The 23,382-nt window shown below is 64.5% G+C and carries 22 protein-coding genes; 9 read left to right on the forward strand and 13 right to left on the reverse strand.

What is annotated here, in order from left to right:
- Position 1: 1 nt before the first annotated feature.
- Both BHD06_RS03160 and BHD06_RS03165 read right to left on the reverse strand, forming a co-directional pair.
- The gene (locus BHD06_RS03160; protein ID WP_080455495.1) at positions 2-640 is read right to left on the reverse strand and encodes a DsbA family protein; all 639 of its coding nucleotides are present in this window, start codon (positions 638-640) and stop codon (positions 2-4) included.
- Entirely contained in the window at positions 627-2,153 is a 1,527-nt protein-coding gene (locus BHD06_RS03165; protein ID WP_080455496.1) for a class I adenylate-forming enzyme family protein, read from the reverse strand. The genes BHD06_RS03160 and BHD06_RS03165 overlap by 14 nt, the downstream gene beginning before the upstream one ends.
- A gap of 66 nt (positions 2,154-2,219) precedes the next feature.
- On the opposite strand from BHD06_RS03165, the gene BHD06_RS03170 reads away from it, so the two are divergent.
- The gene (locus BHD06_RS03170; RefSeq protein WP_080455497.1) at positions 2,220-2,840 is read left to right on the forward strand and encodes a helix-turn-helix domain-containing protein; all 621 of its coding nucleotides are present in this window, start codon (positions 2,220-2,222) and stop codon (positions 2,838-2,840) included.
- Positions 2,841-2,925: 85 nt separating this feature from the next.
- Here BHD06_RS03170 and BHD06_RS03175 read toward each other — a convergent pair whose 3' ends face one another.
- A complete protein-coding gene (locus BHD06_RS03175; RefSeq protein WP_080455498.1) occupies positions 2,926-3,201 on the reverse strand; it encodes a hypothetical protein in 276 nt (91 codons plus the stop codon).
- Between the two features lie 320 nt (positions 3,202-3,521).
- Here BHD06_RS03175 and BHD06_RS03180 point away from each other — a divergent pair, with 320 nt between their 5' ends.
- The 3 genes from BHD06_RS03180 (at position 3,522) to selD (ending at position 8,730) form a co-directional block, all read left to right on the forward strand.
- Positions 3,522-4,463, forward strand: a complete 942-nt coding sequence (locus tag BHD06_RS03180) for a sugar transferase (protein ID WP_254892290.1) — start codon at positions 3,522-3,524, stop codon at positions 4,461-4,463.
- Between the two features lie 175 nt (positions 4,464-4,638).
- The gene (locus BHD06_RS03185) at positions 4,639-6,414 is read left to right on the forward strand and encodes an SLC13 family permease (protein WP_080455499.1); all 1,776 of its coding nucleotides are present in this window, start codon (positions 4,639-4,641) and stop codon (positions 6,412-6,414) included.
- Between the two features lie 102 nt (positions 6,415-6,516).
- Positions 6,517-8,730: a selenide, water dikinase SelD gene (selD, locus tag BHD06_RS03190; RefSeq protein ID WP_080455580.1), complete on the forward strand. Its 2,214-nt coding sequence runs from the start codon at positions 6,517-6,519 to the stop codon at positions 8,728-8,730.
- Here selD and modC read toward each other — a convergent pair.
- The 4 genes from modC to BHD06_RS03210 form a co-directional block, all read right to left on the reverse strand.
- On the reverse strand, positions 8,684-9,769 hold the full coding sequence (gene modC / locus BHD06_RS03195; RefSeq protein ID WP_080455581.1) for a molybdenum ABC transporter ATP-binding protein: 1,086 nt from the start codon (positions 9,767-9,769) through the stop codon (positions 8,684-8,686). The genes selD and modC overlap by 47 nt on opposite strands.
- Positions 9,769-10,467, reverse strand: coding sequence for a molybdate ABC transporter permease subunit (modB, locus tag BHD06_RS03200; RefSeq protein ID WP_080455500.1), 699 nt, complete (start codon positions 10,465-10,467; stop codon positions 9,769-9,771). Before modB ends, modC begins: the two co-directional genes overlap by 1 nt.
- A 4-nt stretch (positions 10,468-10,471) precedes the next feature.
- Positions 10,472-11,251, reverse strand: coding sequence for a molybdate ABC transporter substrate-binding protein (gene modA, locus BHD06_RS03205; RefSeq protein ID WP_080455501.1), 780 nt, complete (start codon positions 11,249-11,251; stop codon positions 10,472-10,474).
- A gap of 62 nt (positions 11,252-11,313) precedes the next feature.
- Complete coding sequence (locus BHD06_RS03210; RefSeq protein WP_080455502.1) at positions 11,314-11,697, reverse strand: winged helix-turn-helix domain-containing protein; 384 nt, start codon at positions 11,695-11,697, stop codon at positions 11,314-11,316.
- Positions 11,698-11,831: 134 nt separating this feature from the next.
- On the opposite strand from BHD06_RS03210, the gene mnmH reads away from it, so the two are divergent.
- Positions 11,832-12,881 (forward strand): tRNA 2-selenouridine(34) synthase MnmH, encoded by a 1,050-nt coding sequence (mnmH, locus tag BHD06_RS03215; protein WP_080455503.1) that lies wholly within the window; start codon positions 11,832-11,834, stop codon positions 12,879-12,881.
- A 71-nt stretch (positions 12,882-12,952) separates the two neighbouring features.
- Complete coding sequence (locus BHD06_RS03220; RefSeq protein ID WP_080455504.1) at positions 12,953-14,302, forward strand: aminotransferase class III-fold pyridoxal phosphate-dependent enzyme; 1,350 nt, start codon at positions 12,953-12,955, stop codon at positions 14,300-14,302.
- Positions 14,303-14,317: 15 nt separating this feature from the next.
- Here the strand turns inward: BHD06_RS03220 and folP are convergent, their stop codons facing one another.
- Positions 14,318-15,328: a dihydropteroate synthase gene (folP, locus tag BHD06_RS03225; protein ID WP_080455505.1), complete on the reverse strand. Its 1,011-nt coding sequence runs from the start codon at positions 15,326-15,328 to the stop codon at positions 14,318-14,320.
- The gene (locus BHD06_RS03230) at positions 15,328-16,257 is read right to left on the reverse strand and encodes a dihydroneopterin aldolase (protein WP_080455506.1); all 930 of its coding nucleotides are present in this window, start codon (positions 16,255-16,257) and stop codon (positions 15,328-15,330) included. Before BHD06_RS03230 ends, folP begins: the two co-directional genes overlap by 1 nt.
- A 426-nt stretch (positions 16,258-16,683) precedes the next feature.
- Between BHD06_RS03230 and BHD06_RS03235 the strand changes: the two genes are divergently transcribed.
- Positions 16,684-17,130, forward strand: a complete 447-nt coding sequence (locus BHD06_RS03235; protein WP_139784617.1) for a DsrE family protein — start codon at positions 16,684-16,686, stop codon at positions 17,128-17,130.
- 299 nt (positions 17,131-17,429) lie between these two features.
- A complete protein-coding gene (locus tag BHD06_RS03240; RefSeq protein WP_376764835.1) occupies positions 17,430-18,062 on the forward strand; it encodes an inorganic phosphate transporter in 633 nt (210 codons plus the stop codon).
- Between the two features lie 235 nt (positions 18,063-18,297).
- On the opposite strand, the gene ctaD is transcribed toward BHD06_RS03240, so the two are convergent.
- The 4 genes from ctaD to BHD06_RS03260 all read right to left on the reverse strand — a co-directional run bounded on the left by ctaD (position 18,298) and on the right by BHD06_RS03260 (position 22,385).
- Positions 18,298-19,971: a cytochrome c oxidase subunit I gene (gene ctaD / locus BHD06_RS03245; protein WP_080455508.1), complete on the reverse strand. Its 1,674-nt coding sequence runs from the start codon at positions 19,969-19,971 to the stop codon at positions 18,298-18,300.
- 332 nt (positions 19,972-20,303) lie between these two features.
- Complete coding sequence (locus BHD06_RS03250) at positions 20,304-21,083, reverse strand: 23S rRNA (adenine(2030)-N(6))-methyltransferase RlmJ (protein ID WP_080455509.1); 780 nt, start codon at positions 21,081-21,083, stop codon at positions 20,304-20,306.
- A gap of 154 nt (positions 21,084-21,237) precedes the next feature.
- Positions 21,238-21,969 carry a 2-dehydro-3-deoxygalactonokinase gene (locus tag BHD06_RS03255; protein WP_080455510.1) on the reverse strand — a complete coding sequence of 244 codons (732 nt, stop codon included), beginning with the start codon at positions 21,967-21,969 and terminating at the stop codon, positions 21,238-21,240.
- A complete protein-coding gene (locus BHD06_RS03260; protein ID WP_080455582.1) occupies positions 21,966-22,385 on the reverse strand; it encodes a TIGR01244 family sulfur transferase in 420 nt (139 codons plus the stop codon). The genes BHD06_RS03255 and BHD06_RS03260 overlap by 4 nt, the downstream gene beginning before the upstream one ends.
- A 132-nt stretch (positions 22,386-22,517) precedes the next feature.
- Here BHD06_RS03260 and dapB point away from each other — a divergent pair, with 132 nt between their 5' ends.
- Positions 22,518-23,336 carry a 4-hydroxy-tetrahydrodipicolinate reductase gene (gene dapB, locus BHD06_RS03265; protein WP_080455511.1) on the forward strand — a complete coding sequence of 273 codons (819 nt, stop codon included), beginning with the start codon at positions 22,518-22,520 and terminating at the stop codon, positions 23,334-23,336.
- Positions 23,337-23,382: the final 46 nt, after the last annotated feature.

Consider the following 23,382-nt stretch of genomic DNA (forward strand, 5'->3'; position numbering starts at 1 on the left):
TCTAGCCCTGGACGCTTTCGCCGATCTCGTCGATCACCTTGAGCCACATCTCGGCGGGTTGGCAACCAGGCACCGCGTGCTGGCCCGCGACGATGAAGGTGGGCACGCCGGAGATCCCCATCTCGCGGAACTGCGCATCGCGCGCCTTGATGTCCTCGCGGTCGGCATCGGTCTGCAAGAGGCGCAGGATCATCGCGCCATCCATGCTCAGGCTGTCGGCGATATCTGCGAGGGTTTCGTGATCGCCGATATCGCGGCCCTCATCGAAATAGGCATGAAAGAGTGCCATCGCCATACGGTCCTGGCATTCCTCGATGCCTGCCCAGTGCAGCAGGCGATGCGCGTCGAGCGTGTTGGGCGTGCGCTTGATTGCAGCGAAGTCGATGGTGAGCCCGGCGGCCTCTGCGCGCTCCAACACCGGGGCATAGGCCTTTAACGCACCCTCCTTGCCGCCGAACTTGCTCTCCAGATAATCGCGCCGGTCCATGCCACCCTCGGGCATGTCGGGGTTGAGCTGGAAGGGGTGCCATTCGATCTGGAACGAGTGCCCGGGACGCTGAGCAAGCGCCTGATCCAGAAGAGTTTTCCCGATGTAGCACCAAGGGCAGATCGGGTCGGAAATGATATCAAGCTTGACCATGGAGGTCCTCGTAAATCGGCCGCAAGGCGCGGCGCAGGAGTTTCCCATTGGCCCCCGTCGGCAGGGTCGCCACATGGATATAGCCTCTTGGGGCCTTGTATCCCGCGAGACGCGCACGCGCGAAGGCGTCGAGCGTCGCGGGGTCGAGCGGTTCGGGGCCAGTATAGAAGGCCATGATCACGCGCGCATCCTCTTTCACTTCGATATCCGTGACCGCGATCTGGGTGATGCCGGGATGCGGGGTGAGGGCGGCCTCGACCTCCAGCGGTGAGACGCGAAAGCCGCCTGCGTTCATCATGTCGTCCGCGCGGCCCATATAGGTGATCTGGCCGTCTTCGTCCATCGCGCCCTGATCGCCGGTCACGAACCAGTCGCCGTTGAATTTCGCCGCCGTCGCCTCGGGTGCGCCGAGATAGCCGAGCATCAGGCCGGGGTCGGATTTGTGAATGGCGATGGTGCCTTCCTCGCCGGTTCTGACGGGGCCAGCCGCGCCGATGATCGCCACGCGTCGGCCCTGTTGCGGTAGACCGAGCGTGCCGGGGGCGGCGGGGTGATCCGGACTGCCCGAGATGAAAGTCGAGCATTCCGACATGCCGTAAGCCTCGTAAACCGGTGTGCCAGTAGCGTCCTGCCAGTGCTGGCGGATCGTCTCCGACAGCTTTTCCCCCGCCGCGAGGCCGTGGCGCAGGCGGGGCAGGGTGATCTGTGTTCCTTGCTTGAACATCTTGCGGTAAACGCCCGGGGCGGCTGCGAAAATCGTCGCATCATGGCGCTTGAGCAAAAGCGGCAACTGGTCCGGTGTCACCTCAGGCGCGGGGATCAGCGCGGTGGCACCGATGGCCCAGGGATCCATCAGCCCAGTGCCGAGCGTGAAGGTCCAGTTGAAGGCCCCGGCATGGCAGAGGCGGTCGCTCTCGCGTAACCCGTACCAGCCATCATACATCATCCGCCGCGCCCAGATCGCGCGGTGCGCGTGCATAACCGCGCGCGCTGTGCCGGAGGTGCCGGAGGTGTAGATGATATAGGCCAGCCGGTCGGGATCGCCCATGTCATACTCGGCGGGGGGCAAGTCGCGCATCGCCTCCAGCGCGGGTTCATCCAAAATGGGAATATCCGTGTCAGGGCAGGCGACACCACGCGCACGCAGGATCAGCCGGGGCTTGGTGGTGGCGATGATCCCGGCCACCTCGGGTGCGGTCAATTGGCTGGAGGTGGGGATCGGCACCAGCCCAACCGCGATGGCCCCGAGATAGGCAATAGGGAATTCCACCGTGTTGCCGAGCCGCATCAGTACCCGGTCGCCGGGCGAGAGCCCTGCGCGCAAGAGCCCGGTGCCGGTACCGCGAATGGCGGCGTGCAGGCGAGCGTAGCTCCAGCGCTCGGAGCCCGATAGGCGCAGGATCGCGAGGGCGATCTTGTCGGGTTGCGTCTCGGCCCGGCCCATCACATGGGCGGCGAGGTTGAAGGGCGCGGGGCAGGGGGCGAAGGGCCCCTCGTCGAATACGGCTTGCATGCCCCCGGATTAGGCAGGTGCCGCGCGAGTTGCAAGTGGTCTCGCTCCTGCCTATAGGGCTGTGCCATGACCGATCAAGCCTCGCATACCCTGATCCGCGTTGTGCGCGATACCGGCGAGAGCGGCACGCCCGAGCCGCTTGATCTGGGCGCGCGCGTGCGCGAGTTGCGCAAGGCGCGAGGCTGGACGCTGGAGCAGGCGGCAAAGCAGGCTGGGCTGGCCCGCTCGACGCTCTCGAAGATCGAGAACGGCCAGATGTCGCCCACCTATGAGGCGCTGAAAAAGCTGGCGCTCGGGTTGGAGATTTCCGTGCCGCAACTCTTTACTCCAGCTGCGCGCGAGCGCATCAACGGCCGCATGGCGATGACCAGATCGGGCGAGGGCGCGCCCAAGGCCACGGCAACCTACGAGCACGAATTGTTGGCCGAGCATCTGAGCCAGAAACGCATGCTGCCTTACCGGGCACGCATCAGGGCGCGCCGCATAGAGGAATTCGGCGGTTGGGTGCGCCATGACGGCGAGGAATTCCTCTTTGTGCTGACCGGGGTGATCCGGCTTTACACCGAATTCTACGAACCGATCGAGATGCGCCGGGGCGACAGCGCCTATTACGACGCCACGATGGGACATAACGTGGTCTCTGTCAGCGCCGAAGATGCGACGATCCTGTGGGTGACGTCGCTGTAAATCAGGGCGGAATGTGATTGCCCGATCATGCCCGCGCCATAGGGGCAGTTGTGGCGTGCAGGCACGGACCGGGCAATGGTCGGGCTTATTCCGCCGGGTCGACCGGGGCCGTTTCCGTGGTGGCACTGCCCGAGATGCTTGCCGGTGCCGTCGCCTCGGGATTGTTTTTCAGGCTGCCGTTCTCATCGATCGAGGATGGCGAGAGCATGCTGAGGGCGATCAAACCGCCGATCAGGGTCACGACGACCAACAAGGCGACCAGGCCGCCGTTCGAGGTTGGGCTGTTTTCATAGCCTGGTGCGCCATAGCGATTGAGGTCTCGGTTGGCTTGGCGGTGTGCGTCATCATGCGGCGTATACATGGCTGTCTCCTTTCCTGAGATCATGCGTCAAGCGTAGGCCAAACCTGTGTCTGCCGCTTCTACCGGACAAGTCGCGCCGGAATTTCGGCGGCGGGTTGCTATTTTACGCGGTTGCAGCATGCGGTTTGCCGCCGTCGGCGATTATCTGCGCTTTTGACTGACCCATTCTGGCAGGAACGTGCCGGGAGGGGTGGCCCTGTGCGGATGCCGCCGCTGGTTGCCCGACGAGGCACGCGTGCCAAAGGTGCGACGAATCGCCATCACGCAGGATCAGGGTGGTGTGATGCGCAAACCGTCGGGCTCGTTGTTCTGGATGGCGCATGGGGCCAAATTGCGTAAATAACGGTCAGTCGCAGGAATTTCATAAACGCAATAATATCAACATATTGAGAACAAGTGAGCAAATTTTCGCCTGCAATACGCGCAGTTTTCCGGTGAATTTCCTGACCTTTGGGAAGTTTCCGTTGGATCACGGTTTCGAGAGTGCTACACACGATCTGCTTATCGGCATGCCAGAAAAAGCAAAACAGCTTTTGAAAACGTGGACCGACGCGGGGGATAATTTTATGAAGCATCATTCGAACGACATTTCGGATTTCAATGCGGCTAATTTCAAGGCAGCCGTTGAAATGATACACAGCTCCGAAACACTACCGCAGGCAGCGCAGAAGACTAATCTTTACCTCGCCATCGGCAAACCTGTTTTCGATCTGGTTATAGCCCTGCTTCTGCTTCCGATCCTGATCACCTGCTGCATCGTTTTGGCAGTTCTCAACCCGTTTTTCAATCGTGGGCCGCTGTTCTACGTGCAGGCCCGCATGGGGCGCGATTGCACGGCGTTCAACGCGATCAAGTTTCGCACCATGACACCGACCGACAAGGTGCTTCGCAGCGCCGGGGAGCCGTTGGAGCAAGAGCGGATCACGCTGATGGGGCGCTTTTTGCGACGGACCCGGATTGACGAGCTACCTCAGATTTTCAACGTCCTGCGCGGCGACATGAGCTTTATCGGGCCGCGCCCGGATTACATTCACCACGCGCGGCATTACCTCAAGTCGGTGCCGGGCTACCGCGAGCGGCACAGCCTACGCCCCGGAGTCAGCGGGCTGGCACAGATTGATCTGGGATACACGGAATGCCTCGAAGGCACGCGCAAGAAGGTCAAGATGGACCTGTCCTACATCGAGACGGTCAGCTTTCGTGGCGACCTGCTACTGGCGTGGAAAACCTTTCTGACCGTGATCCGCAGCAAGGGTTATTGAACGGCTCCCCGCCGTCCTCCCGCAGGTGATGGATACGGCGCTGGCGTTGCCTACGCCTTGGGCAAAAAGACGGAAATCACCTGAAGCTAAACGTTTTACCGGTTGAATTCGCAAGCGCCGCTGGCTTTAAGTGCCGCTTGATGCGCGTGCATGGTCAGGACCGGACAAACCACCGATGACATTCGAACAAATATTCGTTCTGCTCCTGCTTGTCGCGGTCTTCGTGAGCTTTTTCAAGGAGTTCTATCCCCCCGAAGTGACGGCACTCGGGGCGTCGGCGGTGCTGCTGGCGACCGGTATCATTCCGACGTCGGATTTCCTGACGGTTTTCAGCTCTTCGGCGCCGATTACCATCGCGATGATGTTCATCATCTCGGCGGCGCTGGAGCGGACGGGCGTGCTGGAACTGATTGGGGACTTCCTGCGCAAGCAAGCGCGCGGGTCGTTCCTGCGCACCATCATGCTGATGATGTTCGGCACGATGATCGCCTCGGCCTTCATGAACAACACCCCCGTCGTGATCCTGCTGACGCCGGTGATCATCTCGCTGGCGGGGTCGGTCGGGGCGGCCCCGTCGCGTCTGTTGATCCCGCTGTCCTATTCGGCGATTTTCGGTGGAACGCTGACGCTGGTCGGCACCTCGACCAACATCCTGATGAGCGACGTCGCGGTCGATGCCGGGCAGGCACCGCTGTCGATGTTCGAGATGACCCTGCCGGGGTTGGTGCTGTCCACGGTGGGCGTGCTCTACATGGTCTTTGCCGGGCGCTTCTTGTTGCCCGATCGGGCCTCGCTCGCCTCGGTTCTGGGGCAGGAGGGCAAGCGCAAATTTCTCGCGCGTCTGCTGATTCCGCACGAGTCGAAATATATCGGCAAGAGGCTCAAGGAATTGCCGTTCAACACCTCGGCCGCGCGGATCGTCGACGTGGTGCGCGGCGAGGTGTCGATGCGCCGCCACCTTCAGGAGATGGAGTTGATGGCCGGTGATCGTGTGGTGATCAAGACCGATACCGGCGAGATCCTCGGCCTCAAGGACAATGGCGAGGTCGAGTTTCGTGACATGGACGACAGCGGGTTCGAACCGGTTACGGCGGATCGCACCATTACCATGGAGGCCAGCGTCGGCCCCAATTCACACCTGCGCGGACGCCCCATCAAAGATCTCAAGCTACGACGCAAATACGGCGTCTACCTGATGGCGGTGCATCGCCACGAGCAGAACATCTCGCGCGATATCCAGGACACGCGGCTGCAATTTGCAGATACGTTGCTCCTCGAAGGGCCACCCGAGGGCTTGCAGCGGATGATGGAGGATGGCGGCATCGTCAATCTCACCGCCACCACCGAACGCCCGGTACGCCGCGAGAAGGCCCCGATTGCCATCGCGATCATCGCTGCGGTGATGGCGTTGGCCGCCGCCGGGGTAATGCCGATCGCCGGTCTTGCCGTGATCGGGGCCGTGGTGGTGATGGTGACGCGCTGTCTCGATCCGGACGAAGCGTTTGATGCGATTGACTGGCGCATCCTGTTCCTGATCTTCGGCATGCTGGGCATGAGCATGGGCATGGAGGCGACCGGCGCCGCGCGCGTTCTTGTGGAATATGCGGTTCATCTCGTGGGTGGGCTTGGACCGCTGGCGGTGCTGGCGGCGATCTATGTCCTGACCTCGGCCCTGACGGAAATGGTGTCGAACAATGCCGTCGCGGTTCTGGTCGGACCGATTGCCATTGCCATCGCGCTGGAGCTGGGCTTTGACCCGCGCCCGTTCATCATCGCGGTGATGTTCGCGGCCTCGGCCAGTTTTGCCACCCCGATCGGGTATCAGACCAATACCTTCGTCTACGGTGCCGGCGGCTATAAGTTCAAGGATTTCGTGGTCGTAGGGCTGCCGCTCAACCTGCTCTTCGCTGCGGTCGCGGTGCTGGTCATCCCGCTGTTCTTTCCGTTCTGAGGCTGCCTGGCCGCTTTGTCACACTTTTCGTCGGGGTGGCAATGGCCTATGCAATCTCTGTAAACCGGAGACCCCTTCCATAAACCGGAGACCCCTTCCATGATGCAATCCACCGCCCGTCCGCTGTCGCGCGATCTCGTCCTTGTGGGTGGCGGACATGCGCATGCCCTGGTGTTGCGCATGTGGGGGATGGACCCGCTTCCCGGTGCGCGGCTGACGGTGATCGACCCCAACCCGGTGGCCCCCTATACCGGCATGCTGCCGGGGCTGGTGGCCGGGCATTACCGGCGCGAGGAACTGGAGATCGACCTTGTGAAGCTGGCACGCTTTGCCGGTGCGCGGCTGGTGGTGGGGGCCGCGACGCGGATCGACGCAGAGGCGCGGCGCATCACGGTCGCGGGACGCGGAGACATCAGCTACGACGTGGCCTCGGTCGATGTGGGCATCCATTCAGGCATGCCCGGGCTGCCGGGCTTTGCCGAACACGGCGCGGCGGCCAAGCCGCTTGGCCCCTTCGCGCAGGCCTGGGACGGGTTCGTCGCGCGGGTGGCCAAGGGGGAGGCGGCGGCGCAGGCAGCGGTGATCGGCGGTGGCATCGCCGGGGTCGAACTGGCGCTCGCGATGGCGCACCGGTTGCAGGGCACGGGCGCACGGCCCGAGATCACGTTGATCGAACGCGCCAGCGTGATTGCACCAGATGCACCGGTGGCGCGGGCGCGGTTGCGCACGGCGCTGTCGGGCTATGGCGTGCGGGTGCTGACCGGGGCCGAGCTGCGCGCGATCTCTGAGGCGGGCGTCGAGATGGCCGACGGCACGTCCATTCCGGCGGGTTTCGTCGCCGGGGCGGCGGGGGCGCGGGCGCATTCATGGCTGGCCGGATCGGGCCTGCCGGTGACCGATGCAGGATTTCTGCGCGTCGGCGCGGACCTTCGGGTCGAGGGGTGCGAGACGCTCTTTGCCGCAGGAGATTGCGCCCATCTCAGTCATGCCCCGCGCCCCAAGGCCGGGGTTTTTGCGGTGCGCGCCGCCCCGGTGTTGCGCGACAACCTTCGCGCGGGGCTCTCGGGCGGTGATCTGCGCGCCTTCCACCCGCAGCGGCATTACCTCAAGCTCATTTCGTTGGGGCGCAAATCGGCGCTGGCCGAGAAGGCGGGCATGGCGTTTTCCGGGCCGCTGCTGTGGCACTGGAAAGACCGGATCGATCGAAAGTTCATGGCGAAATTCGACCCTTTGCCGAAGATGCCGGAACCGGAAGCGCCGCGCGTCGCAGCACTCAATGAAGAGACGGGGCAAGAACCGCTCTGCGGCGGCTGCGGCAGCAAGGTGGCCCCGGATGTCCTGTCGGGCATGCTGGCCGCGCAGGACGGCGCGACGCGGCCCGATGTGCTGGCAGGGCCGGGTGATGATGCCGCCGTGCTTGATATGGGTGGCGTGCGGCAGGTGCTGACCACCGATCACCTCCGCGGATTCAGCGAGGATCACGGGCTGATGGCGCGGATCGCGGCGCTGCATGCGCTCGGCGATATCTGGGCCATGGGTGCGCGCCCGCAGGCGGCGCTGGTATCGATCACCCTGCCGCGCATGTCCGAGGCGTTGCAGGCGCGTAGCATGGCCGAGATCACGGCGGAGGCGGACGATGCCCTGCGCGCGGCAGGGGCCGAAATCGTCGGCGGGCATTCCACGATGGGCGCGGAACTGAGCATCGGCTTCACCCTGACCGGCCTCTTGGAGGGGAACGCGATCACCAATGCCGGGGCGCGCCCGAATGATGCGCTCATTCTCACCCGGCCCATCGGCTCGGGGACGCTTCTGGCAGCAGAGATGCGCGGACAGGCGCGCGGTGGCGATATCCGCACGCTCTGGGAGGTGCTGGCAACTCCGCAGGGGGACGCGGCGGCGCTCCTGTCGGACGCGCATGCGATGACGGACGTGACGGGGTTCGGGTTGGCCGGTCATCTCTGGGCGATCTGCCGGGCCTCGACCTGTGGCGCGGTGCTCGATCCGGCGGCGATCCCGCTTTTCGCCGGAGCCGAGGCGCTGGCAGCACAGGGTATCCGCTCGACCATCTGGACGGCGAACCGCCGCGCCGCGCCGGTGACAGGGGCCGGCGAAGATGCGCGCGCCGCGCTGCTGCATGATCCGCAGACGGCGGGGGGATTTCTTGCTGCGCTGCCGCCTGATCTGGCCGAGGATCGGCTGCGGGCGTTGCAGGCAGCGGGCCACGTGGCGGCGATTATCGGGCATATCACCGAAGGACCGCCGCAGCTTGCTATCGCGCCGTCCCGATATCCGCCTGCGCCACCGCAACGGCCTTGATCACCATATGAACCTCTGCGCCCGGCCCGAGGTCGAGCGCCGCCGCTGCGCGCCCGGTGATCCGCGCCAGAACCCGGCCCGCCTGCGTATCGACGGCGAGCAGCGCGCCTGGACCGGAGCCTTCGCGAAGTGTCTGCACGCGGCCGGGCAGGATATTGAGCGCCGAGAGCCCCTCGGGCCGTCCGCGGGCCACGATCACGTCATGCGCGGCGATGCGCACGCGCAGGTCTGCGCCCTCGGGCCGGTCCACGCGCGGCAGCCACAGGGCGGCACCGCCGGCATCGAGTTCGGTTAGCCCGTCGGCGTGATGCCGCACGACCCGTGCCGCGAGCACCGCCCCCGCCTCTCGCGCACCGAGCGGCGTGATCGCCGGATCGCCGAGCACCTCTTCGGCGCGGCCCTGCGCCACCACGTGGCCGGCCTCGAGCGCCACGACGGTCGTAGCCAGCCGTGCCACTTCGGAGGCGGAATGGCTGACATAGAGGATGGGAATATCCACCTCGTCGCGTAGCCGCTCCAGATAGGGCAGGATCTCGGCCTTGCGGGCCTCGTCGAGCGAGGCCAGAGGTTCATCCGCGAGGATTGCACGCGGGGCCGACAGGAGCGCGCGGCCGATGGCAACGCGGCTTTTCTCGCCGCCCGAGAGCGCGCCGGGGCGACGTGCGAGCAGATCGCCGATGCCCAGCATCTCGACCACGCGGGCCATATCCTCGGGCCGCGCGCCCTTTGGCGCGAACCATTGCCCGTAGCGCAGGTTCTGCCGCACACTCAGATGCGGGAAAAGTCGCCCCTCCTGAAAGATATAGCCGAGCCTGCGCCGGTGCGGCGGCAGATGCAGACGCTGTGCGGTGTCACATAGTACCCGCTCACCGACGGCGATGCGCCCGCTCTCTGGCCGCAAGAGCCCTGCAACCGCGTTGACGATGGTGGTCTTGCCGGAGCCCGAGCGACCAAAGAGCACCGTGACCCCCCTTGGGGCCTCGAACGCAACGTCGAGGCTTAGCGCGCCGAGGCTATGGGACAGACGCACCTCCAGCATCAGCGCCCGCCCACCCGGGCCGCGACGCGGCGCGCCATCCATTCGGAAAAGGCCAGTGCCGCAGCGGCCATAAGGATTGAAAGCCCGGCCAGCCGCGCCGCCCGCGCCTCGCCGCCCGGGGTTTCCAGCAACAGGTCAATCGCCAGCGGGATGGTCTGGGTCTGGCCGGGGATGTTCGACACAAAGGTGATCGTGGCCCCGAATTCGCCCATGCCCTTCGCAAAGGTCAGCACCGTTCCGGCGATGATGCCCGGCAGGATCAGCGGCAGCGTCACGGTCAGGAACACCCACGCCCCCGACGCCCCGAGCGTGGCCGCCGCCTGTTCCAGTTTCGGGTCTACCGCCTCGATCGAGAGGCGCACGGCGCGCACCATGAAGGGAAAGGCCATGACCCCCGCCGCCAGTGCCGCCCCCGTCCATCGAAAGGCGAAGGCAAACCCCAGCGTGCTGTCCAGAAAGCCGCCAATGGGCCCCTTTATACCGAAGGCCAGCAATAGCAGGTAGCCGGTCACCACCGGCGGCATGATCAGGGGCAGATGCACCACGACGTTGAGAACTTCGCGCCCCGGAAACCGCCAGCGGGCGAGTGCATAGGCCACCGCTAGGCCAAGCGGCAGGCTGAACAGCGTGGCCCAGAGCGCGACGCGCAGCGACAGGCGCACCGCCTCCCATTCTGCGGGGCTGAGCCAGTCCTGCATGCGCCTAATCCGCGATCACGGCAAAGCCCTGCCGGGCGAAGGCCGCGCGCGCCTCGGCCCCTTGCAGGTAGTCAAGCAAGGCCGATTGCGCGGCCCCCTCGTGCCCGGCGATCCCGGCCATGGGATAGACGATGGGCGGGTGTGTCTCGGCGGGGAAGGTGCCGATGACCGATACCGCATCCTCGACTGCCGCGTCGGTGGCATAGACGATACCGTACGGTGCCTCGCCAAGCGCCACGAGAGCAAGCGCCCCGCGCACATTGTTGCTCTGGGCTACGCGGGGGGCTGTCGCCTCCCACTGCCCGAGGCTTTCCAGCGCGGCCTTGCCGTAGATGCCCGCCGGGACGGCCTCGACCAAGGCCATGGCGAGTCGGTCGTCGCCCAGCATCGCGGCAAGGTCCATGTCGGGGACGATCTCGACCGGGGGATGCTGTGCGTCATGAGCGATGAGAACGAGAGTGTTGCGCAAGAGGTCGCGCCGCGTGCCCTGCGCGATCAGCCCGTCGATTTCGAGCGTGTCCATCCAGCCGGGATTGGCGGAGAGGAACACATCCGCCGGGGCCCCTTGCTGAATTTGGCGCGCGAGTGCCGAGGATCCGGCCAGCGAGACCGCGAGATCATGTCCCGTCAGGGCCTCGAACCCGGTTTCGATTTCGGCCATCGCAGTGGTCAGGCTGGCGGCGGCAAAGACAGTCACGACCTCGGCGCGCGCGACCGAGGGAGCGAACACGGCGAAACCGAGGGCCAGTGGCAGGGTGCATGAGCGCAAAGTGACGAAACGCATGAAAATTTCCCTTAGATACGTTCCGCCAAACATATCGCCGAGGTAAGCCGTGCGATCAAGCGTTATTTTCCATCAGACCTATCGGCCAAAAGAGCACATAGCGCGCTGATCCGCGCCGAACCCGCCTCGGCGGCGATCTCCTGGAGCTTGCGGTAATGCATCAAAACCGTTTCGCCGGTTTCGGTCAGCGTTGCCCCGCCTCCCTTGGCCCCGCCGCGCGAGGATGTCACGAGGGGAGCGTGAAACGCCGTGTTCATGGTCTCGACAAGGCTCCAGGCGCGTTTGTAGCTCATACCCATGCGGCGACCGGCAGCAGCGATAGAGCCGGTGTCGCGGATGCCCTCGAGCAGATCCGCCTTGCCCGGACCAAGCATCGCATCCTCGCCAAACACGATCCTGAGACGCAGGCGGGGGGGCGCGACCCCGGTATCGCTATCATCGTTCATACCGCTTTATGCCCCGCCTGCGTTCTGTCTTGCAAGATATATCGCAGGGCGCGCGGGGCTGGAAAGCCCCTTGCACTCGGGCGCGGGGCGGCGCATGGAACGGGTATGACCACAACCGCCTCCACAACCTGATCATGCCGGTCACGCTCGACAGCCTCAAAGCGCTGGCCGCGCTGCCGTTTGACGAGATCATCGACGTGCGCGCGCCGTCGGAATTCGCCGAGGATCATATCCCCGGCGCGATCAACCTGCCGGTGCTCTCGGATGCCGAGCGCGCCCGTGTCGGCACGATCTATGTCCAGGAGGACAAGTTCCTTGCGCGCAAGATCGGGGCCGCGCTGGTGGCGCGTAATGCCGCCGGGCATATCGAGGGACCGCTTGCGCATCACGGGGGCGGCTGGCGGCCACTGGTCTATTGCTGGCGCGGTGGGCAGCGGTCCGGCTCGTTCACCGTGATCCTGAAGCAGATCGGCTGGCAGGCGGATACCGTGGCGGGCGGCTATCGGAGCTATCGCCGTCTGGTATCCGAAATGCTTTATGACCACGACTTTCCGGCCCGTGTGGTGCTGATCGACGGCGGCACCGGCACCGCCAAGACGCGGCTTCTGGCCCATATTGCGGCGCAGGGCGGTCAGGTTCTGGATCTGGAGGAGATGGCGGCGCATCGCGGCTCGGTCTTCGGGCCGGTCGCGGGTGGCCAACCCTCGCAAAAGACGTTCGAGAGTGCGCTTGCCGCGCAGATCAAAGACCTCGATTCCACGCGTCCGGTCTATGTCGAGGCCGAAAGCACCCGGATCGGGCGCATCAACCTGCCGCCCGCGCTGGCCCGTGCAATGAAGGCCGCTGAGGTGATGCACCTCACCGCGCCGATGGCGGCGCGGGTTGCGCATCTGATCGCGGAGTATGACGATCTGGTGGCGGACCCGGACAGGCTCGATGCGATTCTCGGGCGGTTGGTACGGTATCACGGGCATGAGCAGGTGGCCAAGTGGCGGGCCATGGCGGGCGAGGGTGCGCTTCCGGCTCTGGTCGCGGACCTGATAGCGCGGCATTACGACCCGCGCTATCGCCACATGGCGCAAAATGCTGCGCGTATCACCCATGATTTGCCCGATCTGAGCGATGAAACACTGGCCGGTCTGGCGCGCGCGCTGATCGCCTCCGAGAGTCGGCAGACTCGCTGAAATCGCGCTGGACAGGGTTGGGCCGCGGTGGCAGAATTTGATCAAATTCCCGCATTTTCTCGGAGGCTTTCATGAGAGACGACAACTTCCTGCGTGAAATGAACGCGCGTCACCTGTGGCACCCGATGGGTCATCCCGCAGAGCAGCAGGCCAATCCGCCCAAGATCATCAAGGCGGCGGAGGGCGTGCGGATCACTGATATCGACGGGCATGACCCGGTGGATGCGGTGGGCGGTCTGTGGTGCGTCAACCTTGGCTATTCCAACGACGTGGTGAAACAGGCGATTTCCGATCAGCTTTGGCAGTTGCCTTATTACTCGGCCTTTGCCGGCACCACGAACCCGGCGGCGATCGAGGCGTCTTACGCGGTGCAGGAGTTCTTTGCCGAGGACGGGATGACGCGCGTGTTCTTCACCTCGGGCGGGTCCGATAGCGTGGACACCGCGCTGCGCATGGCGCGGCAATATCACCGCCTGCGGGGCGAACCGACGCGCACCAAGTTCCTCAGCCTCAAGAAGGGCTATCACGGCACCCATTGGGGCGGGGCGTCAGTCAATGGCAACAACCGCTTCCGGATCACCTACGAGCCGCTATTGCCAGGCTGTTTCCACCTGCCCAGCCCCTATACCTATCGCAATCCTTATGACGAGACCGACCCGGCCAAGCTGGCCGAAAAGATCGCCGCCGCGATGGTGGACGAGATCGAGTTCCAGGATCCAAGCACCATTGCCGCCTTCATCATGGAGCCGATCCAGGGTGCGGGCGGGGTGATCGTGCCGGATGCCTCCTTCATGCGCCACATGCGCGAGATTTGCGACCGCTATGGCATCCTGATGATCTCGGACGAGGTGATTTGCGGCTTCGGGCGCACCGGCGACTGGACCGGTGCGCGGCATTGGGGTGTGCAGCCGGACATGATGACCATCGCCAAGGGCATCACCTCGGGCTATTTCCCGGTGGGTGGCGTCCTGCTGGGCGACAAGGTGGCGGATGTGTTCGAGAACGCGGGCCCCGAGGGCAGCATCTGGACCGGCTACACCTATTCGGCACATCCCGTCGGGGCCGCGGCGGCGGTGGCCTGCCTCTCGGAGACGCAGCGGCTTGATACCAAGACCAACGCGGCGGCGCGCGGCACGCAGCTTTATGAGGGCGTGCGCAAGCTGGCCGAGAAACATGACATCATCGGCGATGTGCGGGGCGGTCACGGCCTCATGACAGGGATCGAACTGGTCAGCGACAGGTCGAAAAAGACGCCGATGGATGCCGAGACCATGAAGCGGGTGCATCAGGCGACCTATGAGGCCGGGGCGATGGTGCGCCTTGGCGCGCATAATGTGCTGATGTCGCCGCCGCTGGTGATCTCGGAGGCCGAGGTCGATGTGATCCTGTCGGCGCTTGATAAGGGGTTCGCGGCGGCCTGACCCTGATTGACACTTTCAGGCGCGCGCGGCGAAGGTCACCGCGCGCCACAGGTCGAGCGCGGCGCGAGTCTCGGCCACGTCATGGACGCGCAGGATCTGCACGCCCTGCGCCACACCGCCAAGCGCCACGGCAAGCGAGCCGGGAATGCGATCGGAGGCCTGCGGCGCGTTGCTGATATCGCCGATAAAGCGTTTGCGCGAGGCCCCCAGAAGCACCGGGCAGCCGAACCCGTGAAACAGCGAGAGGTTTTGCAGCAAGCGCAGATTGTGCGCCTGCGTCTTGCCGAAGCCGATGCCGGGATCGACCACGATGCGCCCGCGCGGGATGCCGAGGGCGATGAGCGCCTCGACGCGCTGTGCGAGCCAGTCATAGACATCGAGCAGGACATCGTCATAGCGCGGGTTGCGCTGCATCGTCTCGGGGCTGCCTTGCGCGTGCATGACGCAAACCGGCAGGGCGTGTTCCGAGGCGAAGGGGGCAAGGGCGGGATCGAAGGTGAAGCCCGCCACGTCGTTGATGAGATTGGCCCCGACACGCGCGGCCTCTTGCGCCACAGGGGTCTTGCGGGTGTCGATGGAGATCGGCGTCGCGATTTCGGCGCGAATGGCGGCGATCACCGGCGCGGTGCGACGAATTTCGTCGTCGATCTGCACCGGGGCGGCGCCAGGGCGGGTGGATTCGCCGCCCACATCGAGGATCGCAGCCCCTGCGCGCGTCATGGCATGGGCGTGGGCCAATGCCTGCGCGGGATCGAAATGCTGGCCGCCATCGGAAAAGCTGTCGGGGGTTACGTTGAGGATGCCCATGATCTGCGGCGCGGTCATGTCGAGCGCGGCTATGCGCGCGCGGGGTGCCGAAAGACGGGTCATCGCGTCATCGGGCAGGTCGCGGGCGGGCATCAGGTGCGGGGCTGCATCACGCGCCAGCACCTCAACTGTGTCGAACCAGCACCAGCCGCCTGCAAGCGTCAGGGCACCTTCGGGGCGGGCGGGGTCGGTTTGGGGGATGGGACGGTAATAGCGCATCACAGGCCGGAGCGGGCGATGTCCTGAATGAGCACCGGCACATCGCAGGAGGATGGCGGGGCCTCACCGATGAGCAGCAGGTCAGAGGCCTCAATATGTCCGGCGAACCAGGCGGCGAGATCGACCGGCTTGTCGGGGCCGACCGTCGGGCCGTCCACCGCGTCGAGCACGATCTTCGACGGGGCCCAGACGCTGATCTGGCCGTTCTTCATGGCCCAGTCGAGTTCCGTGCGGGTGGCGACCACGACGCAGCGGTCATCGCGCCCGGCCAGAACCCAGGCGTTCTGTTCCATCGCCAGCAGGTCGACCCGGCGCTGCGTCATGCGGTGGCCGGTCTTGGGGCTGTCCACCTCGGGGCGACCGACGCAGAGGATCACCGGCTCGGCCCGCGCCTCAAGCTGGTCAAGCCAGCGCGGCAGGTTGGGCGAGCGCACAGCAGTGTTGGTCAGGAACACCACATGCGGGTGCGGCGCGGTGTCTAGATGCGGGCTGGCGGGTTTGGTGGTCAGATCATCGACCGAGCGGACGATTTCTACCCCGAGCGCACCGGGCCCGCGGTCGAGTTTCTCGATGCGCACGAAGGTGCGGACCGCCTGCGGCTCCCACAGGATTCGTTCGGCGATGCGTTCGGCCAACGTTTCCAGAAGGTTGAGCCGTTCCTCGGCCAACTCGGTCGTGATCGCCTCCGTCACCTTGTCATAGGACAGGATGCGGTCGACATCGTCGTCGAGCGTGCCGGTCATCGGGCGCACCTCGACCACCACGTTGAAGCAGATGCGCTGCGTGGTACCGCGCTCGGCCTGGAATGCCCCGATCTCCATCTCGACGGTATGGTCGCGCACGGAAATGCGATCGAGCGGGCCGTCGGGGGCCGTGGCCGAGGCGCGGGCGGCGGGATGCTCGAAGGCGAGGCGGATTTCGTTGGTCATCGGTTTCGGTGCCTCTGCTTTTCTCGCATCGGGCTTAGCATGGCCGCGTGTCGCGGTGAAAGGGTGAATGCGACAGGGTGGGGCGGGTTGGCGGCACGTGCAGCGATTCGATGGTTAACGGCCTTGCCCTGCAGGACATGCGGCATCTGCATCGCGTCGGTATCACGTCGGTGCGGGCCAGATAAGGGGGTAGGGGTAATGTGGCGGGCGATGCGCCACGGCTTCCTGCTGGATCAGTCGAGCGAGCGGTCTGCGGGACTAAGCCGCCTTTAGTGCATGCCAGAAAGGCCACGTTTCCTGGCGAAGAAGCATCCAGCCCGCAATGGTTTATGAGCTCTTGGCTGGAAAACTGCCATAAGTTGATCCATGTCATTCCCACGCATTCATTTTGTGAGATGTTTCCCCCAGTTTCATTGGAGGACACAAATGCGACTATTTATCTTGAAGATGTTGCTGGCAGTTTCTGTGCTGCTTTCGCCGATTGCCGCAAGCGCGCAAGACAGCAAGCCCGGTCTACTCGTAAACTTGACAACTGATGATACCTGGGCGGCCGGTAAAGCTATCATGTTCGCCCATGAGAAGTCTCTAAAGAACGGTCATAAGACTGCAATCTGGATGAACATTCGGGCGGTTTATCTCGCCGACAAGAAACGCCCGAGTCACATTCATGGTCTCATGGCCGAAAAGGGCACATCTATCCAAGACATGTTGTCTGCGTTCATGGCGGATGGCGGTGTGGTCATTATGTGCCAAGCTTGTTCAGCAGCAGCGGGTTTGGACGAGGGCGACTACATTGACGGCGTGCAAATGGGGAACTTTCCGCTTGTCGAAAGCTGGTTGTTCGATCCGACCGTAAAGACGCTTTCTTGGTAAGACGTCTCATTGAGAACAAAAAAGGGGCGGCGAGTGTCGCCCTTTTCACCTCACGTAAAAGGGTCTTCTCTGGGCTCTCAGTCGACCTCGGATGCAGCGCAGCATCGCCTCGGCCGCGGTTTCAGTGGGTGTCTGGGCGGACCAAATCTGCCGTTCACCGGCCGTCTCTGTGCCGCACAGAGGTGGTCCTGGTTTTTCGACCGGATTGCAGCCTTGTTAAGGTGGATCAGGGTTTCATTTAGGCTGCTAATCTCATTGGTTCTGTTTTGCTGGCATAAGCCTCGTCCGGGGTCAACGCCGTGGTTCCGCTGGCGGGCATCAACGAGGCCATCGTCTCTGGAGGTGTCGCTTCGACGGCGCCGATTCCGCTTTGGGTGATGGCGGTCGGGGCAATCGGCATCGCGCTCGGTCTTGCGCTCTACGGGCCGAAACTCATTCGCACAGTCGGCAGTGAAATCACCGAGCTGGACAAGATGCGTGCCTATTGCATCGCGCTGGCTGCGGCGGTCACGGTGATCATCGCGTCGCAACTCGGTTTGCCGGTCAGCTCGACCCATATCGCCGTCGGCGGCGTGTTCGGTGTCGGCTTCCTGCGAGAATACATCAAGTCGAGCTATGCGCGGATGCTGCACGACATTCGAGAGCATCACGCCAACGAGGACCCCGAAACGGTGGAGAAATTCCTGAGCCGCTTCGAGGCAGCCGACGTGATCGCTAAGGGCGAGATGCTCCGCGAGATGAAAGCGCAGGGCGCCTCTGACCGACTGCTTGACAAGAAGGAAAGAAAGGGACTTGGGCGCGTGCATCGGGTCGAACTCGTCAAGCGCAAGCTGCTCCTTCGCATAGCGGCAGCCTGGGTCATCACCGTTCCTCTGGCCGCGATATTTGCAGCCATGTTCTTCTTCATGCTCCGTGGCATGATGCTACCATGATCACGATTGCGGATCACGGCATCGCCCATCGGTTTGGGCAGAGCCGTTTGATGCCGATGGCAGGTTGACGAACTTCGCACCACATATTGCGCACGTTGCTGCTTTTGTCAGGTTGGGCTCGGTCCTGCCGCGCGCCGCTCTGATAAGTGCTCTGTCCCCGTGGCGTGCGGTCTTCCTCGTTCAACAAAGAGGCCCCGGATTTCTCCGGGGCCTGCGTTTTGTCGTTTCATCTGGTTCAGTGGGCCGGTGACTTGTCCCAGTCCTCACGCTTGGGAAGCTGCTCGAAGGTGTGCTCCGGCGGCGGCGAGGGCAGGGTCCATTCCAGCGTGTCGGCGTATTCGTTCCACGGGTTGGCCTGGGTTGACCGCGCCCCGCGCAGCAGCGTGTAGATCACGATGCCAAAGAAGAAGACGAACGACGCGAAGGAGATGAAGGCCCCGATCGACGACCACCAGTTCCAGACCGCGAAGGCCTCGGGGTAGTCGATATAACGGCGCGGCATGCCCTGACGCCCCAGGAAGTGCTGCGGGAAGAAGGTCAGATTTGCGCCGATGAACATCGCCCAGAAGTGCAGCTTGCCCGCCCATTCGGGCAGCATCCGCCCGGTCATCTTGGGGAAGTAGAAATAGATCCCCGCGAAGATGGCGAAGACCGCGCCAAGGCTCATCACATAGTGGAAGTGGGCCACGACATAATAGGTGTCGTGATAGGCCCGGTCCACCGATGCCTGGCTGAGCACAATGCCGGTGACCCCGCCCACGGTGAAGAGGAAGAGGAAGCCGAACGCCCAGAGCATCGGCGTCCTGAACTCGAGCGAGCCGCCCCACATGGTGGCGATCCAACTGAACACCTTGACGCCCGTTGGCACCGCGATCACCATCGTCGCCAGCATGAAATAGCTCTGCTGGGTCAGCGACATGCCCACCGTATACATGTGGTGCGCCCAGACGACGAAGCCCAGAACCCCGATCGCGATCAGCGCCCAGACCATCGGCAGGTAGCCGAAGATCGGCTTGCGGCTGAAGGTGGCGATCACGTGGGAGATGATGCCGAAGCCGGGCAGGATGATGATATACACCTCCGGATGACCGAAGAACCACAGGATGTGCTGGTAGAGGATCGGGTCGCCGCCACCCGCCGGGTCGAAAAAGGTCGTCCCGAAATTGCGGTCGGTGAGCAGCATGGTGATCGCCCCCGCGAGCACCGGCAGGGCCAGCAGGATCAGCCATGCGGTGACGAAGATCGACCACGCAAAGAGCGGCACCTTGAAGAGCGTCATGCCCGGTGCACGCATGTTGAGGAAGGTGGTGATCATGTTGATCGCGCCGAGGATCGAGGAGGCGCCCGAGACGTGGACCGCGAAGATCGCGAGGTCCATCGACATGCCCGCCTCGTTGACCGAGAGCGGCGGATAGAGCACCCAGCCCACGCCGGAGCCAAGCTGCCCGTTGCCGCCCGGTGCCAGAAGCGAGGCGACGCCAAGCGAAGTGCCTGCGATGAAGAGCCAGAAGGAGAGGTTATTCATCCGCGGGAACGCCATGTCCGGCGCGCCGATTTGCAGCGGCATCAAATAGTTGCCGAAACCCCCGAAGAGCGCGGGAATGACCACGAAGAACATCATCAGCACGCCGTGATAGGTGATCATCACGTTCCACAGGTGGCCGTTGGGCGTGCATTCGGCGACATCCGAGGCGATGAAGCGCGCGCCTTCCATGCACATGTATTGAACGCCCGGTTCCATCAGTTCCATCCGCATGTAGACGGTGAACATGACCGAGATGAGACCGACGATCGCCGAGGTGATCAGGTAGAGGATACCGATATCCTTGTGGTTCGTGGACATGAACCACCGGGTGAAAAACCCGCGCTGATCTTCGTGTTCGTGGCCGTGAATGGCTGCGTCTGCCATTTGATGCCTCCTGCTGATGATTGTGACGGGCACGCAGAATCCGGCGTGGCTCACCTGCCCGTGATCCTCTCAGGTTTTAGAATGTCCCGCCCTGCGCGGCAATGCGCGAAATTGATGCAGATCAAAGAATTTTGTCGCACCCCTTGCGGGTTGAGGCGAGGATGCCGGGGCGGTGTTGCCGGGACGCGCCCTTCCTCGTGGGCCTCATCGAACCTGCCCGGATAACCTCGCGAATTCTCCGCCTCGGGCGTGACCTGGGGATCTCAAGTCGACAGAGTTCCTCACCTGCGCGGGGATGACGGGGCAGGGAATGGGTCAGGATCGTGCCTCTGTCAGCTTGATGCCGCGAAAATGTCGGTGAGCCGTGCCGTCTCCTCCTGCGACCCGTAGGGCGGGTTCACCACGAACATGCCGGAGCCGATCATCCGGTGCCCGGCGCGGGCGGGGGCAAAGCCGACCTCGTGGCGCATCGCGTCGGGAAACTGTGTGGTGAGGCGGGTCAGCATGGGGGCATGCGCGGCGCTGGTCAGGATCGGGTACCACAGCATCAGGATGCCCACGTTCCAGGCCCGGTTGATCCGGGCGAACTGCTGGGGGATGCTGTCATACTCGGCCTTAATCTCATAGCTGGGGTCAACCAGCAGCAGCCCCCGGCGCGGTGTGGGCGGGCAGAGCGCGCGCGCCATGGCAAAGCCGTCCTGCCGGTGGATATGGGCGCGATAGGGGGCCATGTAATCCGCAAGTAGCTGATGCTCGCCCGGGTGCAATTCGGCCAGGTGCAGGCGGTCTGTGGCGCGCAGGCCGAGTGCTGCGATGAGCGGAGATCCGGGATAGGCATCCGCACCATACCGCGCGCGGACGGCGTCGAGCCGCAGGCGGTAGGGGTGGTCGGGGGCAAAGCAGGCCTCGAGCCGCCCGATGCCCTGTGCCGCTTCCTGCGTCCGCCGCGCCGCTGCGTCCTCCAGATCATAGAGGCCCCGGCCGGAATGGGTCTCGATATAGCTGAGCGGCTTGTCCTTGCGGGTCAGGTAGTCGAGCACCCAGGCCAGCAGCGCGTGCTTGTGGACATCCGCCGCGTTTCCGGCGTGGTAATGGTGTTGATAGCTCAGCATGCCGCCCAATAGCAGGCGGTGCGGGGCGGGGGAAGATGGTGCGACGCGGTGCTGTCCTCCTCCGGCCAGGGGTGATCTGGACGGGGTCCTTTGTCATCGTCGGGCTTGACCCGAGGATCCCTCGACAGATTGCGATTGGGGCCTGCGCGCCGGCTCAGCCTCGGGTGCCCTGTTGCGTGGTGAGTGCCGCGAAGGCTGGTGCAAGGAGTGGTTCCGGAGACTCGACCGTCACCGGGACGCCCTGCGCCTCGAGCGCCTCGACATGGCCTGCGGCGGCGGTGTCGGGGGCGATGATGGCGACGCTCTGACCCAGCCAATAGGGCCGGGCCGCCGCGAGTTCCGCTCCGATCAGGTGTCCGGTGATTGCGCCGGTTTGTCCCGTCACCTCGGCGCTGCGCAGGTGCGTGGCGAGGCGTTCGGGGCGGCTCAGGCTGTCGGCAAGCGCGTCCATGTCGGCGGGCAGTGTGCCGCCGAGCGCCGTCATCAGGCGCGGGGTGAGAAAACTCTGGCAACTCACCGCCTCGCGCGCGCTCAGATGCACCCAATGGCTGAGCTGCCCGGTCAGCACGAGGGCGACCCCGTCCCAGTCGGGTTTCGCTTCGACAAAGCCCAGTAGCAGCAGGCGCACCCAGCCATCCAGCACATCGGCGGGGCTTTCCTGGCTGAGGCCGGGCAACCCGCGCCCCGGGGCGGTGGGCAAAAGGGCGGCGGGCAGGCCGTCCGGCATGCCGTCGCCAATGTGAAAGATCCGCTCCGGCACCGCCACCAATGCGGCGAGCGCCGCGTCTCGGTCCGGACCATCGGCGCTATCGACCACCCTGCCGCCGCGCAGCACAAAGGACCGCGCGCAGCGACCGTCATGGCCGACAATCGCCCAATCCTTCATGCCCGGCGGTCAAGCTGGGCCACGAGGCCCGACATGTCATAACCCGCGCCCGATGTGGCGCGCAGCACCTCTTCGGCCCCAAGGTCGTCGTATTTCACGAGGCTCCAGATCATCGTGCAGCGGGTGCCGGTGCGGCAATAGGCGAGCACCGGGCGCGGCATCTCGGCCAGAGCAGCCTGAAATTCCTCTACTATGTCTTGCGTCAACTGGCCCGAAGAGAACGGCACGCAGCGCACTTCGAGGCCGGCTGCGCGTGCCGCATCAGCCACGGCATCATAGGGGGTCTGGCCGAATTCCTCGCCATCGGGCCGGTTGCACAGGATCGTACGAAACCCGGCCTCGGCGATGGCGGGCACGTCCTCGGGCGTGATCTGGGGCGAGACGGAAAAATCTTCGGTGATCTTGCGCAGGTCCATGTGACCCTCCTTGAAAGCGTTGCCGTCATATGCGCGAGAATCGCCCGAAAGATCAATGCCGCGCGCGTCTTGCCGGGCATGCGCCCCCACGCTATGCAAGGCCGAAACGTCACATGAGGGGGAAGGCCAGCCATGAGCGAATTGCCGGGTATCGTGATCACCGGGGCCTCGGGCCGGATGGGGCAGATGCTGATCCGCGCGATCGGCGACAGCCCGCGAGCGCGCCTGATCGGGGCCGTAGAGCGGCCCGGCCATGCCTGGATCGGGCAGGACGTTGGCGCGGCCATGGGTGGCGCCGATCTCGGCGTGACGGTCAGCGACGACCCGTTGGAACTGGTGGCGGGCGCGCATGCGGTGATCGACTTTACCGCGCCCGAAGCGAGCGTCGAGATGGCGACCCTGACCGCGCAGGCGCGGGTGGTGCATGTGATCGGCACCACCGGGTTCGATGAGGGCCATCTGAAAAGGCTCGGGGCCGCCGCGCGTCATGCGGTAATCGTGCGGGCGGGCAACATGTCGCTCGGCGTCAACCTGCTGACGCAGCTGACGAAAAAGGTGGCGCAGGCGCTGGATGAGGATTTCGATATCGAGATCGTCGAGGCGCATCACAACCAGAAGGTCGATGCGCCCTCGGGCACCGCCCTGATGTTGGGCGAGGCGGCGGCCGACGGGCGCGGCGTGCTGCTCGAGCATGTCAGCGACCGCGCCCGCGACGGCATCACCGGCAAGCGCGAGCGTGGTCATATCGGGTTCTCGGCCATTCGGGGCGGCGATATCGTGGGCGAGCACGACGTGATCTTCGCCGCCGCCGGAGAGCGCATCGTGCTGCGCCACATCGCCACCGATCGCGCCGTTTTTGCCCGTGGCGCGCTCAAGGCCGCGCTCTGGGGGCAGGGGCGCAAGCCGGGTCTATATGACATGATCGACGTGCTTGGTCTGAACGACGACTGATCCAGATCGGGGCCCCGCACGTAACCCTGCACAAACCACGTCATGT

It is taken from the genome of Roseovarius sp. A-2 (assembly GCF_002072155.1).
Classification (GTDB): Bacteria; Pseudomonadota; Alphaproteobacteria; order Rhodobacterales; family Rhodobacteraceae; genus Roseovarius.

What these genes read in the sequence shown, in the direction of transcription:
- BHD06_RS03160 (WP_080455495.1), bottom strand. Translation starts at nt 640, where the DNA reads ATGGTCAAGCTTGATATCATTTCCGACCCGATCTGCCCTTGGTGCTAC.
- BHD06_RS03165 (WP_080455496.1), bottom strand. Translation starts at nt 2,153, where the DNA reads ATGCAAGCCGTATTCGACGAGGGGCCCTTCGCCCCCTGCCCCGCGCCC.
- BHD06_RS03170 (WP_080455497.1), top strand. Translation starts at nt 2,220, where the DNA reads ATGACCGATCAAGCCTCGCATACCCTGATCCGCGTTGTGCGCGATACC.
- BHD06_RS03175 (WP_080455498.1), bottom strand. Translation starts at nt 3,201, where the DNA reads ATGTATACGCCGCATGATGACGCACACCGCCAAGCCAACCGAGACCTC.
- BHD06_RS03180 (WP_254892290.1), top strand. Translation starts at nt 3,522, where the DNA reads ATGGGGCCAAATTGCGTAAATAACGGTCAGTCGCAGGAATTTCATAAA.
- BHD06_RS03185 (WP_080455499.1), top strand. Translation starts at nt 4,639, where the DNA reads ATGACATTCGAACAAATATTCGTTCTGCTCCTGCTTGTCGCGGTCTTC.
- selD (WP_080455580.1), top strand. Translation starts at nt 6,517, where the DNA reads ATGCAATCCACCGCCCGTCCGCTGTCGCGCGATCTCGTCCTTGTGGGT.
- modC (WP_080455581.1), bottom strand. Translation starts at nt 9,769, where the DNA reads ATGCTGGAGGTGCGTCTGTCCCATAGCCTCGGCGCGCTAAGCCTCGAC.
- modB (WP_080455500.1), bottom strand. Translation starts at nt 10,467, where the DNA reads ATGCAGGACTGGCTCAGCCCCGCAGAATGGGAGGCGGTGCGCCTGTCG.
- modA (WP_080455501.1), bottom strand. Translation starts at nt 11,251, where the DNA reads ATGCGTTTCGTCACTTTGCGCTCATGCACCCTGCCACTGGCCCTCGGT.
- BHD06_RS03210 (WP_080455502.1), bottom strand. Translation starts at nt 11,697, where the DNA reads ATGAACGATGATAGCGATACCGGGGTCGCGCCCCCCCGCCTGCGTCTC.
- mnmH (WP_080455503.1), top strand. Translation starts at nt 11,832, where the DNA reads ATGCCGGTCACGCTCGACAGCCTCAAAGCGCTGGCCGCGCTGCCGTTT.
- BHD06_RS03220 (WP_080455504.1), top strand. Translation starts at nt 12,953, where the DNA reads ATGAGAGACGACAACTTCCTGCGTGAAATGAACGCGCGTCACCTGTGG.
- folP (WP_080455505.1), bottom strand. Translation starts at nt 15,328, where the DNA reads ATGCGCTATTACCGTCCCATCCCCCAAACCGACCCCGCCCGCCCCGAA.
- BHD06_RS03230 (WP_080455506.1), bottom strand. Translation starts at nt 16,257, where the DNA reads ATGACCAACGAAATCCGCCTCGCCTTCGAGCATCCCGCCGCCCGCGCC.
- BHD06_RS03235 (WP_139784617.1), top strand. Translation starts at nt 16,684, where the DNA reads ATGCGACTATTTATCTTGAAGATGTTGCTGGCAGTTTCTGTGCTGCTT.
- ctaD (WP_080455508.1), bottom strand. Translation starts at nt 19,971, where the DNA reads ATGGCAGACGCAGCCATTCACGGCCACGAACACGAAGATCAGCGCGGG.
- BHD06_RS03250 (WP_080455509.1), bottom strand. Translation starts at nt 21,083, where the DNA reads ATGCTGAGCTATCAACACCATTACCACGCCGGAAACGCGGCGGATGTC.
- BHD06_RS03255 (WP_080455510.1), bottom strand. Translation starts at nt 21,969, where the DNA reads ATGAAGGATTGGGCGATTGTCGGCCATGACGGTCGCTGCGCGCGGTCC.
- BHD06_RS03260 (WP_080455582.1), bottom strand. Translation starts at nt 22,385, where the DNA reads ATGGACCTGCGCAAGATCACCGAAGATTTTTCCGTCTCGCCCCAGATC.
- dapB (WP_080455511.1), top strand. Translation starts at nt 22,518, where the DNA reads ATGAGCGAATTGCCGGGTATCGTGATCACCGGGGCCTCGGGCCGGATG.